At 68.3% G+C, this 13,056-nt stretch carries 13 protein-coding genes and 1 tRNA gene; 7 read left to right on the top strand and 7 right to left on the bottom strand.

Features of this window, described 5'->3' with window-relative positions:
• Positions 1–990: a diacylglycerol/lipid kinase family protein gene (locus tag ACFVU2_RS03275; RefSeq protein ID WP_387870930.1), complete on the bottom strand. Its 990-nt coding sequence runs from the start codon at positions 988–990 to the stop codon at positions 1–3.
• 70 nt (positions 991–1,060) lie between these two features.
• Here ACFVU2_RS03275 and serS point away from each other — a divergent pair, with 70 nt between their 5' ends.
• The 4 genes from serS (at position 1,061) to ACFVU2_RS03255 (ending at position 4,786) form a co-directional block, all read left to right on the top strand.
• On the top strand, positions 1,061–2,326 hold the full coding sequence (serS, locus tag ACFVU2_RS03270) for a serine--tRNA ligase (protein ID WP_387870927.1): 1,266 nt from the start codon (positions 1,061–1,063) through the stop codon (positions 2,324–2,326).
• Entirely contained in the window at positions 2,323–3,144 is an 822-nt protein-coding gene (locus ACFVU2_RS03265) for an HAD family hydrolase (RefSeq protein ID WP_387870924.1), read from the top strand. Before serS ends, ACFVU2_RS03265 begins: the two co-directional genes overlap by 4 nt.
• A 146-nt stretch (positions 3,145–3,290) precedes the next feature.
• A complete protein-coding gene (locus tag ACFVU2_RS03260) occupies positions 3,291–4,562 on the top strand; it encodes an LCP family protein (RefSeq protein ID WP_387870922.1) in 1,272 nt (423 codons plus the stop codon).
• Between the two features lie 139 nt (positions 4,563–4,701).
• A tRNA-Ser gene (locus tag ACFVU2_RS03255) sits at positions 4,702–4,786 on the top strand.
• Positions 4,787–4,949: 163 nt separating this feature from the next.
• On the opposite strand, the gene ACFVU2_RS03250 is transcribed toward ACFVU2_RS03255, so the two are convergent.
• From ACFVU2_RS03250 to ACFVU2_RS03240, 3 genes are read right to left on the bottom strand one after another with little or no spacing between them, the layout of a single operon-like run.
• Entirely contained in the window at positions 4,950–6,698 is a 1,749-nt protein-coding gene (locus tag ACFVU2_RS03250; protein ID WP_387870919.1) for a CocE/NonD family hydrolase, read from the bottom strand.
• Between the two features lie 17 nt (positions 6,699–6,715).
• Positions 6,716–8,227, bottom strand: coding sequence for an FAD-dependent monooxygenase (locus ACFVU2_RS03245; RefSeq protein ID WP_387870916.1), 1,512 nt, complete (start codon positions 8,225–8,227; stop codon positions 6,716–6,718).
• 25 nt (positions 8,228–8,252) lie between these two features.
• Entirely contained in the window at positions 8,253–8,789 is a 537-nt protein-coding gene (locus tag ACFVU2_RS03240; RefSeq protein WP_387870913.1) for an HXXEE domain-containing protein, read from the bottom strand.
• A 232-nt stretch (positions 8,790–9,021) separates the two neighbouring features.
• Here ACFVU2_RS03240 and ACFVU2_RS03235 point away from each other — a divergent pair, with 232 nt between their 5' ends.
• Positions 9,022–9,561, top strand: a complete 540-nt coding sequence (locus ACFVU2_RS03235; protein ID WP_387870910.1) for a TetR family transcriptional regulator — start codon at positions 9,022–9,024, stop codon at positions 9,559–9,561.
• Positions 9,562–9,734: 173 nt separating this feature from the next.
• Here ACFVU2_RS03235 and ACFVU2_RS03230 read toward each other — a convergent pair whose 3' ends face one another.
• The 3 genes from ACFVU2_RS03230 to ACFVU2_RS03220 are packed head-to-tail and all read right to left on the bottom strand — an operon-like array spanning position 9,735 to position 12,125.
• On the bottom strand, positions 9,735–9,947 hold the full coding sequence (locus ACFVU2_RS03230) for a CDGSH iron-sulfur domain-containing protein (RefSeq protein WP_387870908.1): 213 nt from the start codon (positions 9,945–9,947) through the stop codon (positions 9,735–9,737).
• The gene (locus ACFVU2_RS03225; RefSeq protein ID WP_387870905.1) at positions 9,944–10,981 is read right to left on the bottom strand and encodes an iron-containing redox enzyme family protein; all 1,038 of its coding nucleotides are present in this window, start codon (positions 10,979–10,981) and stop codon (positions 9,944–9,946) included. Before ACFVU2_RS03225 ends, ACFVU2_RS03230 begins: the two co-directional genes overlap by 4 nt.
• 31 nt (positions 10,982–11,012) lie before the next feature.
• Complete coding sequence (locus tag ACFVU2_RS03220; protein WP_387870902.1) at positions 11,013–12,125, bottom strand: YbdK family carboxylate-amine ligase; 1,113 nt, start codon at positions 12,123–12,125, stop codon at positions 11,013–11,015.
• 151 nt (positions 12,126–12,276) lie between these two features.
• Here ACFVU2_RS03220 and ACFVU2_RS03215 point away from each other — a divergent pair, with 151 nt between their 5' ends.
• The gene (locus ACFVU2_RS03215) at positions 12,277–12,423 is read left to right on the top strand and encodes a hypothetical protein (protein WP_387870899.1); all 147 of its coding nucleotides are present in this window, start codon (positions 12,277–12,279) and stop codon (positions 12,421–12,423) included.
• A gap of 130 nt (positions 12,424–12,553) precedes the next feature.
• On the top strand, positions 12,554–12,946 hold the full coding sequence (locus tag ACFVU2_RS03210; RefSeq protein ID WP_387870897.1) for an ATP-dependent DNA ligase: 393 nt from the start codon (positions 12,554–12,556) through the stop codon (positions 12,944–12,946).
• Positions 12,947–13,056 lie beyond the last annotated feature (110 nt).

Here is a 13,056-nt window from a genome sequence, read left to right as displayed (position 1 = left end):
TCAGCGGCGCGGCACCCGCACGCGCAGGCCGCCCTCGTCGACGGCGAGATCGAGCGCGGTCACCTCGCCGAACGCGTCGCCGTCCAGTTCGAACGGCTCCGGCTGCTCGACGCGCAGGCGGACGTCCGCCCCCTGCAGGTAGCTGAGCCGGGTGCGCACGGCACGGTCCGTGAAGCGGATGATGCGCCGGCCGAGCGCGCTCTTGCGCAGCACCCGGTTCTCCCACGTCACCTTGCGCCAGATCGCGAGCCAGCCGAACACCGACTCGGGCTGCAGGATGGCGACGTCGAGCAGCCCGTCGTCCACCGCTCCGTCCGGGATCAGCTCCATGTTGCCCGGCAGTGTGCCGCAGTTGGCGATCAGGATGGTGCTGACGTGCGCCGATCGCTCCTGCCCGGCGTCGAGGCGGTACCGGATGCGCACCTTGCGCGCCTTGGGCAGGGCGCGGAACCCGGCGTCGACGTAGGCGAGCCAGCCGAACCGTCGCTTCAGCTCGGGCCGGGCGTTCGCGATCATCGTCGCGTCGATCCCGACGCCCGCCATGACGAGGAAGGCGTGCTCCGAACGCTCGCCGTCCGCCCGCGTGGCGGTGGCGACGCCCAGGTCGATCGCCCGCGTCTCGCCGTCGAAGGCGACGGCGCACGCCTCCTCGACGTTCGCGTACGGCACTCCGATGTTGCGGGCGAGGAGGTTGCCGGTGCCGGAGGGCAGCAGGCCGAGGGTCGCCTGCCGATCCCGCAGCGACTCGGCGACCGCACGGACCGTGCCGTCGCCGCCCGCGGCGAGCACGAGGGTCGCGCCGCGCTCGAGCGCCTCCCGCGCCTGCGCCTGGCCGCCCTCCTCGGGCGTCGTCTCCAGCCAGATCAGCTCGACCCCGCCGGCGCGCGCGGCGGCGGCCTCGACGGCGGCGCGGACCCGCGGCACGTCGATGCGCACCGGGTTGTAGACCACCGCGACCGTGGCGTCCCGCGCCTCTCCCCGACCGTTCACGGGGTTCACGCTACCTGTTCCCTGTGCAGAACCTTCGAGACGCGGGTGCGCGCTCGATAAGCTGGGGCACGTGATCGATCCAGTCCTGCTCCGCGAGAACCCCGATGTCGTCCGCCGATCGCAGGAGGCGCGCGGAGATTCCGTGGAGGTCGTCGACGAAGCGCTGCAGGCCGACATCGAGCGTCGCGCCGCCATCACCGCGTTCGAAGAGCTCCGCGCCGAGCAGAACGCGTTCGGCAAGCAGGTCGCCCAGGCGCCCAAGGAGCAGAAGAAGGAGCTCGTCGCCCAGGCGCAGCAACTGGCCGGCCGGGTGAAGGAGGCGCAGCGCGCCGCGGGCGACGCCGAGACCCGCTTCGACGAGGTGCTCCGCCGCATCGGCAACCCCATCGTCGACGGCGTGCCCGCCGGCGGTGAAGACGACTTCGTCGTGCTGAAGACCGTCGGCGAGATCCCCGCCTTCGACTTCGAGGCGCGCGACCACCTGGAGCTCGGCGAGCTGCTGGGCGCGATCGACATGGCCCGCGGCGCCAAGGTCGCCGGAGCCCGGTTCTCGTACCTGCGCGGCATCGGCGCCCGGCTCGAGATCGCGCTGATGAACATGGCGCTCGACAAGGCGGTCGGCAACGGCTTCATCCCGATGATCACCCCGACGCTGGTGAAGCCCGAGATCATGCAGGGCACCGGGTTCCTGGGGGCCCACGCCGACGAGGTCTACCACCTCCCCGCCGACGACCTCTACCTCACCGGCACGAGCGAGGTCGCGCTCGCCGGCTACCACGCCGACGAGATCATCGACGTGACCGAACCCCTGCGCTACGCCGGTTGGTCGACCTGCTACCGGCGCGAGGCCGGCTCGGCGGGCAAGGACACGCGCGGCATCATCCGCGTGCACCAGTTCACCAAGCTGGAGATGTTCGTCTACACCCTGCCCGAGAAGGCGGAGGCCGAGCACGCCCGCCTCCTCGGCTGGCAGGAGGAGATGATGCAGGAGCTGGGTCTCAGCTACCGCGTGATCGACACCGCCGCCGGCGACCTGGGCTCCAGTGCGGCGCGCAAGTACGACGTGGAGGCGTGGATCCCCACCCAGGGCCGCTACCGCGAGCTCACCTCGACCTCCAACTGCACCACCTTCCAGGCCCGTCGCCTCGAGGTGCGCCACCGCGGCGAGAGCGGCAAGACCTCGCCGGTCGCGACCCTCAACGGCACGCTCGCGACGACCAGGTGGATCGTCGCCATCCTCGAGACGCACCAGCAGGAGGACGGTTCGGTGCGCGTGCCCGAGGCGCTGCGCCCGTACCTCGGCGGCCTCGAGGTGCTGGAGCCGATCGCCCGGTGAACGCCTCCGCTCCCGGCGGCCCCGGTCGCCGCCTGCTCATCGCGCTCGACGTCGACGGCACGCTCATCCACGAGGACGAGACCCTCGGCGACGCCGTCCGCGCGGCGGTGACCCGTGCGCGGGAGGCCGGCCACGAGGTCATGCTCGCCACCGGGCGCAGCTGGGAGACCGCGAAGCCCATCCACGAGACCTTCGGCCTCGACAGCGAGTTCGTGGTCTGCGCGAACGGTGCGCTCACCATGCGTCGCGACGACACCGTCGAAGAGGGTTACCGGCGCGAGTTCGTCGAGACCTTCGACCCGACCGAGGTCCTCCGCACCATCCGCCCACACCTGCCCAGCGGCAGCTTCATGGTGGAGGACCCGACCGGGTTCCGCCGCTACACCGCCGGGATGACCGACTGGGAGCTGGTCAACGCCGAGGAGGTCTCGTTCGAGGAGCTCTCCGACCATCCCGCGACGCGCGTCGTGGTCGTGTCGCCGCAGCACGACGAGGAGCAGTTCCTCTCGATCGTCGAGCGGATGGGCCTCCACAAGGTCAGCTACGCGATCGGCTGGACGGCCTGGCTCGACATCGCCCCGGACGGGGTCAACAAGGCCACCGCGCTCGAGCGCGTGCGTGCCGCCCTCGGCATCCCCGCCGCCGACGTCGTCGCCGTCGGCGACGGCCGCAACGACATCGACATGCTCACCTGGGCGGCGTCGCAGGGTGTCGGGGCCGCCATGGGGCAGGCGCCGGCCGAGGTCAAAGCGGTCGCCTCCCGCGTGGTCGGAACGGTCGTCGAAGACGGTCTCGCGGAGCTGCTCGACAGCCTCTGATCGCGCGATTCCGGCATCGGATCAGCACTTTCGCCCGCGTCGTCCAGATTTCTGCCAGGGTCCTCTGCGAAGCTGGGGGATAGTGTGCCCGGCGACCCCTGGAAGCCGGCAATCCCTGGAAGCCGGCAATCCCTGGAAGGAAGTGAATGAACGAGGTGCCCACCCGCGCGCAGGCGCGAGCACAGGAGAAGTCCGCAGGACCGACCGTCGCCCGCCACGGCCGCCTGAAGCAGCACCACCCGTTCCGCACGATCCTCGGGGTGTTCGTCGCCGTCATCGCCGTGCTCGGTGTCTCCACCGCGGGCGTCGCCGCCTACGCGGTCCTCGACGTCACCGGCACGGCGACCGCTCAGAAGGCGGTCACCCTCGTCGACGAGAAGGGCAACGCGGTCGTCCCCAAGGTCGGTGCGATGGACGGCGCGTTCAACGTGCTCCTCGCGGGCTCCGACAGCGGCGGCGGCAACGCCGCCTATGGCGACCGCGGCGAAGTGCTCAACGACGTGACGATGGTGCTCCACGTCTCCTCGGACCACAAGAACGCCACCGTCATCAGCCTCCCGCGCGACATGTTCGTCTCCATCCCCTCGTGCCCCGACCCCAAGGGCGGCAGCTTCGACGCGATGAGCCGGCAGAAGATCAACAGCTCCCTGAGCTACGGCGGCCTGGCCTGCACGGTGCTCACGGTCGAGAAGCTCACCGGCCTCGACATCCCGTACGCAGGCGTCATCGAGTTCGACGGCGTGATCGAGATGTCGAACGCGGTCGGCGGCGTGCCCGTCTGTGTCGCGGGCGACATCACCGACCCGTACACCGGGCTCGACGTGAAGGCCGGCGACAACACCCTCGAGGGCTCGCAGGCCCTCGCCTTCCTCCGCACCCGGCACGGCGTCGGCGACGGCTCCGACCTCGGCCGCATCAGCAACCAGCAGGTGTTCCTGTCGTCCCTGGTCCGCACGATCAAGAGCGCGGACACCCTCACCAACCCTCTCAAGGTCTACGGCCTGGCGAAGGCGGCGGTGAGCAACATCCAGCTCTCCGCCAGCCTCCAGAACGTCACGACCATCGCCTCGATGGCCGTCGCGCTGAAGGACATCGACATCAGCAAGGTCGTCTTCGTCCAGTACCCGAACCACTACGTCGACGGCGGAGTGGCACCGACGGTCGACGCGGCCGACACCCTGATGTCCGCGCTGAAGAACGACCAGCCCGTGACCCTCTCCGGCGACACCGGCGTCGGCTCCGAGGCGGCACCCACCGACACGGCCACGCAGGCACCCGCAGCACCGACCGACACCGCCACGCAGGCGCCGACGGACGGCTCGACCGACGCCGCCACCGACAGCTCCGTGACGCTGCCGTCGGACGTGCACGGCCAGACGGCGGCGCAGGTCACCTGCTCGAAGCCCTTCCAGGACTAGCGCAGCCCTCACCCGCCGCCGCGCGCGCCGAAGTTCACGTCGTGGCGACCATTTACGCGGGAATGACCGCCACGACGTGAACCTCGGCGACCGCCGGCCCGGTTCGGTAGACTCGGGCGACGCCGGTCCGCCGGCGCCGGGAGGGCTGTCCGAGCGGCCGATGGAGCCAGTCTTGAAAACTGGTGGGCAGAAATGTCTCGTGGGTTCGAATCCCACGCCCTCCGCCCTGTTAAATGCCTGATCAAAGGGTATTTATAGCCGAATATTGTGACTCATTTTCAGCACAAATGAAGCACGCCTGGTCGAGAACGAGGTTCAAGCACTGCCTGAGCCAGGAGACAAGCGTTCGAATCGTGCGCGCTCCTAGGATCTCGCTGACTGACGCCCTCAGGGCATCTGGGCCAGCTCGATCCAGCTTTCGCCGCCGTAGTGGAGGGTGTTGCGGCTGAAGTACGGCGGCGCAGGGAGCTCGAAGTGGGCGAATCCGGTGGCCGGGCTCTCCCGGAGGAGGTCGGTGCGGCTGCCGATGTCGAGGCGGAGGCGTTCGCCGGGCTCGAGGCGCACGGGACCTGGGGTGAGGCTGAAGCGCAGGGTGACTGGTTCGCCGGGCACCAATGGTGTGCGGACGGTGGTGTCGATCGCGATCTCGACGCTCGTGCTGCGGTCGGCTTCGATCGTGCGCGCGGCGGGGCGGATGACACCCATGGAGAGGTGGTGCCGCTTCCCCGCGGAGTCGATGCGTGAGAGCCGGGCGATCACGAACGAGTCGAGCTCGTTGCACGAGAACCGCAGGTTCGCGGTGACGGGTCCGGCGAATTCGACCGTCTCGCTCGGTGCGTATTCGTAGCTGAGCAGCTGGTTGGCGATCTCCTCTATTCCTCCGAGGATCGGCACCCCAAAGGGTACGGCGTGCCAGGTGCCGGACCCGGCTTGCGAGGGCGTCGTGGCGAGAGGTTGGGTGTGATGGTCGGCAGGACCCTTGGCCGGGTAGAGCCGTATCGTCGTCGTGCCGGGCGGCGGGAACGAGGTTGCGCCTTCGTAACGATCGGCGCCGTCGACCCAATAGCGCACGTGTGGCCGTTGGGCGTATCCGTTGTCGGTGCCGCGGAGGATGTGGTCGTAGAACGCGATCGCCTCCAGCTGGAAACTGTAGGCCGGCAGGTCGTACTCGTGCTCGGCCACGATCAGCCATTTGCGGTCGGCGCGGGTGGCCGCGTTCTCGAACAGGTCGTAGCTGCCGTACTGGTGCAGGTTGAACATTGCCAGGTTCTGCACCACCGCGAACGGGATCTCGATACGGTCGAGGATCCGCGTCGGCCCTTCCGGGATGGTGCCGGGCTCGTCGCGGGTCTTGCTGCCGAAGACCCAGTCGGCGTAGATGCGCCGCACGGATTCGACCGGTGTCGCCGCGGTGAACTTCGCGAACATCCTGTTCACGTTCGCCCGCACGGCCTTCTCGACCAACGGATGGAGGGCCCCGTTGGTGACGTGACTCACGATCGCGCGTTTGCGAGGCGACCACCGTTTGTCGTACTGCTCCTGGGTGAAGTTGGCGCCCATCCACACGTTGAAGAAGCCGAGGTTGGGCACCCCGCCGAACTGCGCCAGCTGCCGGTAGTAGTCGGTGCAGATCTCGTTCCCGAAGAACGCCTTGAGTGCCGGGGGTTTGCGCACCGCGACGAGGGGCTGGGTCATGCCGTAATACGAGGTGCCGAAGAGCACGACCTCACCGTTGCACCAGGGTTGGGCGGCGGCCCACGCGATGACAGCCTGATGGTCGTCGACATCCTGCTCGCCGAGGAACATCCCTTGATCTCCCGTCGAGCGCCCCATCCCTCGGCGCTCGACGATCACGGGGGCGTAGCCACGATCGGTGAAGACCGGAGGCGACCCGATCTCGTTCGACCCGGTCGGAATGCCGGCGGTGTGTGTCTCGGTGCTGTACGCGGAGAACGAGACCACCGCAGGGAACCGGCCCTCGACAGTGGGGAGGTAGACGTCGGCGTGGAGCTCGGCACCGGCGACCGGGATGCGCTGGTCGGTCAGGACGCGGTTGCCGAGCCCCTGCATCGCGAGGGTGGACGGCGTCCAGCCGGCGTACTGGGTTCCGTAGGTGGACGGCTTGAGGGAAGGCATGCTGGGGATCCTTTCGGTCAGTTGTCGCCGAGGAGGCGGAGGTACTGGGGAACGGCGTGGTCGAGGTCGGCGCTGATGCTGCCGATGTAGCCGTCGGGGCGCACGATGATGAGACCTCCGTGATGGAGGCCGGTCGCCTCGCGGAGGGCAGGGAGGTCGGATGCAGCGGCCTGAATGACCGGGAGTCCGACCGTGATTGGCGCGAGGGCATGCTCGCCGTGCATTTCGGGCACGGCGACGATCACGTGGTCGTCTGTCGCGGCCAGGGCGGCACTGACCCCGGTGTTCGCAAGGAAGAGGAAGTCGCCCGGGCGAAGTCGGCGACCGTAACCGGTGACGACCCGGCTGTCGCGGTAGTGGATGCGCTGCTGCTCAATCTCGTCGGCCATCCGGTCGATCAGGGGTCGCAGCTCTACGCCGACGTGCATGAGTGCGTTCCGCAGTTCCTGCAGGGCGGGGTTGCTGACGGTTGCGATGTCGGTGATCTCGGTGGTCAGTGCGACGACGTGTGCGCCCACCGGATGTCGCTCCCGTTGGTAGGAGTCGAGCAGGCGCTCGCCGTCGTGATCTCGAACGGCGCGGGCGAGCTTCCAGCCGAGGTTCATCGCATCCTGGATGCCCGTGTTCATGCCGAGGGCGCCGGCCGGACTATGGATGTGCGCGGCATCGCCGGCCAGGAACACCCGTCCGTGACGGTAGTCAGGCACCTGGCCGTGTTTGAGTTCGAATCGGGTGAGCCAGTGAGTTCCGGTGATGCGGGCGCGGATGCCGCGCTCCTCCATGAGTTGCTGGAGCCAGTCAGCGGTCACCTCTCGTTTCGGGTCGGTGCCGTCAGGAAGCTGGGCGAAGACGCGTACACGGTCGCTGGTGAGTGGGAACAGCAGGCCGCTGGTCTGGCCGGGGGAGAAGAAGGCGTGGAAGTGGGAGCGCTCGTAGTCGTGATCGGCCTCGATGTCGCCGAGCACGACATCCTCGCCGGCGAACGAGCCGGTCAGTCTCTCGCCGGTGAGGTGGCGGACGGCACTGCGGGCGCCGTCCGTGCCGACGAGATAGGAGGCGCGGATGGTTACGGCTGCGCTGTTCGCGTCGGTCACGACGCACGTCATCCCGCCGTCGATCCCGGTGAAGCCGGTGAGCGTCGTGCCACGCTCCACCCTGACGCCCAACTCGGCGAGCCGGCCCGCGAGGATCGCCTCCGTCTCGGACTGGACCAACGAGACGGAGTAGGGATGCGCGGCGCGGATGCTGTCGAAGCCGACCGAGGCAACGGTCTTGCCGTCGTCGTGGATCTCCATGCCGGTCGAGATCACGGCTCGGTCCAGAATCGGCTTCAGCATACCGAGCGTCTCGAAGTGGTCGAGGGTGCGGGAGTGCACGACGATCGCTCGTGACTCGTCGGTGGGCGCGGACAGGGTGTCGACGATCCGCACGGGGATGCCGCGGCGGGCGAGATCGACGGCGAGTGCAAGTCCGACGGGTCCCGCGCCGGCGATGAGGACGTCGGTCGCGGCGGGCGCTGTCGTGGTCATGGCGTGCTTCCTGGGTGCGGCGAGGTCAGATCGCGAAGTGGAACAGGCCGTACCAGACGACGAAGGCGAAGAGGGCGAGACCGGCGACGAGGGCGAGAGCGAATCGTCGGCCGGTCATGATGCCCTGCTTGACGATGATGATTCCGATCAGGATGCAGATCGGGTAGTAGAGGAGCATCGCCGTGACGAGCCCGGGGGAGTACTGGTGCAGCACCGGCGTCATGAAGAGGTGGAAGAGGCCGTCCCAGAACAGGTTGCCGCTGGCAAAGGCGACGAGTGCGAACGTACGCACGGGACCGGTCTTGCGAGAGTTGAGGAACACCAGGGTGACGAGGATCGCCATGAACATGAGGTTGTTGAGGTCGAACGCGAGGTAGTCGAAGCTGCCGTGGACGTCCTCGGTCACCCAGGCGGGGAAGTTACCGATGTACTCCTCGGTGATGTGCAACGCGAAGGCGGCGGGCATCAGCCAGATCGCGTGGCGGAAGAGCGGGAGCGTGATCGCGGCTCTCCGCAGGGCGGTGCCTGTTGAGGGAGGGCGGTTGGTGAGCTGGGTGGTCATGAGAGATGCCTTTCGTCGCTATTTTCTCGTTTAAGGGAAATAAGTGGGCGAAGGAAGAATATGACGGCGGTGAGTCTGCGCGCAAGAGTATTTTCCCTTTTGAGAGAAAATGGTATGGTCGACGTCGTTGAACGACCCACACGGATACGGAGACGACATGCTTGAGCCGACGCGACAGCGCGCCGCCGGCAAGCGGGGCCCGCGCGGAGGGCGAGGTGAAGTCGCTGCCACCGTGATCAGGGCTGCCCGTCACCAGTTCTCAGTCAACGGGTTCGCCGGCACCAGCTTCACCTCCGTCGCAGCAGAGGCCGGCGTCGACGTCAAGCTCGTGCGCTACTACTTCAGCACCAAGGAAGCTCTGTTCGATGCCGCGGTCACGGTGCCCGACGAATTCCGCGGACGTGTGCGCTCCGCGCTCGAAGCTCCGATCGAGGAGCGCGGCCGTGCGCTGGTTCGCTGTTTCACCGAGGCCTGGAAGGACGCCCCGCTCGCCGAGAGCCTCCGGGCCGCGCTCCTCATCGCGGGCCACGAGGAGCGTGCGCTCGAACTGCTGCGTGCCAACTTCGAGTCGACGCTGATCCACGCCGTCGAGGAGAGCGTGCCGACGGACGAGCGACTCCTGCGTGCGACCCTCATCACGTCACAGATCCTCGGTTTCTCCTTCGCTCGCAACATCTACCGCTTCGCGCCCGCTGTGGACCTCGACGAGGAGGTGGTCATAGACACGGTCGGAGCGACCGTGCAGCGGTATCTCACGGGGCCGTTGACCTGAGAAAGTCAGGTCCGTTTGTTGATATAACAGACCGACATGGCCCGGAGAAGGTGCTGATTCCGCAAGCCCAACGAGCCACTCAGGGCACCGGCACAACCTGCCTCACGGCGACGAAAGCCAGGCGCCTCTGCCGCACGTTCAGGCCTGGACCCGGCGGTGCTCGCGTGTCCGGCCTATTCGGTCGGGGGTTCCGTGGTGAAGTGGATCGCTTTGTGGGTTCCGTCGCAGAACGGTTTGATGGTGGAGACTCCGCAGCGGCAGAGGGCGACGGTCTTGCGTCGTTGTTCGACGGGTTCGCCGTCCGGTGTCGTGAGGTCGACGCGGCCGCGCACCAGCAGCGGGCCGTTCGGGCACACGACGATCTCGGGCGCTTCGTCCCGCGTCACGCGGTGACCTGCTCGAGCGTCCGCAGCGAGCTGCGGCCAGCGTCCCAGCTGTCGAGGATGTGCTGCCCGGCCAGTCCGTCGACGTAGAGGCAGGCCGCGGCGCCGAAGAGAATGTCGGGCAGGAGGTCGGGTTCGTCCTCGGCGAGACCTCCGGCGAGATCCCGTCCGGCGATCTGTTCGTGCACGGCGTCGGCTTCGACGTGCTCGTCGTAGTACGCCGTGACGTCCTCGTCGTAGCCGAGGCGGCGGAAGCCGTTGCCGTAGAAGCGGTTGGGGATCGAGGAGGTCATCTCGAACGCGGCGAGGTGGCCGGCGATCGCCCCACGAAGGCGTCGATTCATCCCGAACATCGACATCATCGTGAAGGAGGCCAGCGTGATGGCGGGCACCTGGTCGACGTACGCCCCGTATGTGTCGTCCAGGCCCAGCCCGCGCATGGTGCGAGCGAAGATCTCGGCGTGGATGCGGTGGGGGCGCCCGCCCCCGTATTCGTCCGACTGCACCTCGACGAGTGCCGCCTTCGCGCGCCCGGTGAGCCGCGGGATGGCCCACGAGTGCGGGTCCGCCTCTTTGCGCGTGTAGATCGAGCGCTGGATGACGAACTCCCGTAGCTGCTCGTCGCCTGCCTTCTTCGCGATGAAGCGTGAGAGGCTCGGGCCGCCGTCCTCGGCGGTGAGGGAGAAGAGGTGCGCGGCGACTGCTTCGGCGTCGGGTTCCGGTAGATCGCCGACCGGGATGCGCTCGCGCAGCTGCTCCTCGAATCGGCGCTCGATCAGCCGACGTGCGACCACGATGTCGGGGTCCCATTCCCACTCGTCGTCGGCGTCGACCGTGCCGCCGTAGGAGAGTCCGTAGATCAGGTAGAGGGCCAGCTGGAGGTCGTCGTCGGTGAGCAGGTCGGGCCCGGCGTCCAGCGCGGCGCGGACCTCCTCGACGATGCCGGCCGCAGCGTCGCGCGCGTCCTGCGGTGCGAGGGGCAGCGTCTGCAGGAGCGCCGCGCTGACCGTCCCGCGGGGGGTGATGCGTGGAGTCATGACTCGACCGTGCCGCGTCGGTGGGGGCGGATCAAGCGCTTGCCCCGTCGTCCCTTCCGTGCATCGCGTCGGCCGACCCGGAGACCAGATCGGCCAAGCCGGAGGTCCCGCCCTGCGCGAGCGCACGGCGCTGCCGGGTCGCGCCGTTCCCGTCGGAGAGCAGCCGCGCGACGGCGGCGGCCACGAGCGAGGCGTCGCCGTGCTCCACGAGCCCCGGCCGAGCCTGGGCGAGAAGCGCTTCCACGACCTCGGGGGCAGGGCGCAGCCGCCCGTCGAGCGGGTTGACGAGTTCGCCGCCGAGTCCGTCCCGGGCAGCGTGCCAGTGAGCTGCGTCGAGCAGTTCGGGCGAGAGCGGGAGCAGGTCGACGTCGCCCTCAGGAGGGGTCGTCACCAGACCACGGACGAGCGCCGCGAGCGCGGTGCTCGTCACCCCGTCGAGCTGGGCGTCGAAGACTCGCACCTCCACCGTCGGGTAACGCTCCGACGGCCGGACCACCCAGTTGAGGGTGCCGGCATCCACGGTGCCCCCGATACCGCTCAGCGCCCCGGCGCGGCGGTCGTAGTCGGCGGCATCGAGGAACGCCGGAGGGATGCCGTGCGTCGTCCACCGGCGGCTGTGAATCGCACGCCAACTGTCGAAGCCCGTGTCCTCGGCCCGCCAGAACGGCGAGTTCGCCGAAAGGGCGAGCAAAGCCGGCAGCCAGGGGCGCAGCCGGTTGAGAGCGACGATCGCCTCGTCCCGATCGCCGACTCCCACATGCACGTGCAACCCGTTGAGCTGGTGATCGGGAACGACGAGACCGAATCGGGAGGCGATATCGCGATACCGTTCCTCATCCGTCACCTGCGCGACGTGTGCTGTCCTGTACGGCAGTCCGACCCCGGCGGCCAGGAGGCCGGCGTCTGAGGCCCAGGCGCGCAGTGCGCGGCGGAACTGCTCCAGCGCCTCCGAGGCCTCGGCCGCGGTGTCGCAGACCGGGGTCGCGTATTCGAGTTGTGACGGGAAGAACTCCTGCGTCACCGCGCCGCCTTCGCGGCGGGGCCCGCCCAGCGCCGTGACGGCGTCGGCCGCGCGGGCGACCGGGGTCAGCGTCACCGGGTCCAGGAGCACGAACTCCTCCTCCACTCCGAGCGTCGTCCGCATGGGCTCACCCTTCTCGTCAGGACGCCAGTAGACAGGGCGATGGCGACGGCTGCAACGGCTTGACGCCGGGCCCATTACGAGCACCGGACTGGCCGAGAAGTCGCTTCTGTCAAGAGCCTCCGCCTCATCGCCCTCGGAGGAGAGTGGGGTCATGGACGTCCCTGTGTATGCGGTCGTGCTTCTCCACGAGCTGGCGCCTGTCGTCGTCGGCGTGTATTTCGAGCTCGCCGACGCAGAAGCTGCTGCTGAAGAGGTGGACGGCCCAGCGCTCGTGGATCGTTCCTTGCTCCATACCTGACATTCGGTCCGTGCTGCTGGAAGTGGGCCTGAAAGGGGGTCACACTGAGGGCAACACCCTCCGGTTGACGTGAAGATTCGATTGGCAACCGACTTTTTGCCCCCTTCCGGACAAACCGAGGAGGGGAAACATGGGCTACCTCAGCTACGACAACCACGACATCGACTTCGACGATCGAACCCTCGCGCACCTCCACATCGTCATCATCAACAAGCTCCGCCACGGACAAAGCTTCGCCATGTCCTGGAAGGACACGGCTGCGGCCGGCAGCGGACGCAGCAGTATCTGGATCCACCCCGCCACCAACCTTCGTTTCCACTTCAACGGCTCTCGCACACCGTCTCTCAATCGCGACTGGCTCGAAACCCTGGCGGACTCGGCGGACAGCTCGCGGGGGCTGGTCGTGGAAGACGAAGACAGCCCACACGTCACGAGCCACCATGTGCCGGTCGAAGCCGCTGCGACTCCTCCCGCCGTCGGAGACGACGCAGACGGAGATCCCGCCGCGTACGTGATGGCGTGATCCGGACACGTCGTCGCTCGCTTCGCGCCCACGAGGTCGTGACGGATGTCGCGCTGGAGAACGCTCGCTACGCCAGATCTCGTGATCGGGCAACCTCTGTGCCGGGCGCT

Source organism: Leifsonia sp. NPDC058194, assembly GCF_042883605.1.
GTDB lineage: Bacteria > Actinomycetota > Actinomycetes > Actinomycetales > Microbacteriaceae > Leifsonia.
The sequence above is the reverse complement of the archived record's forward strand: the minus strand, read 5'-3'. Positions and strand labels throughout refer to the sequence as shown.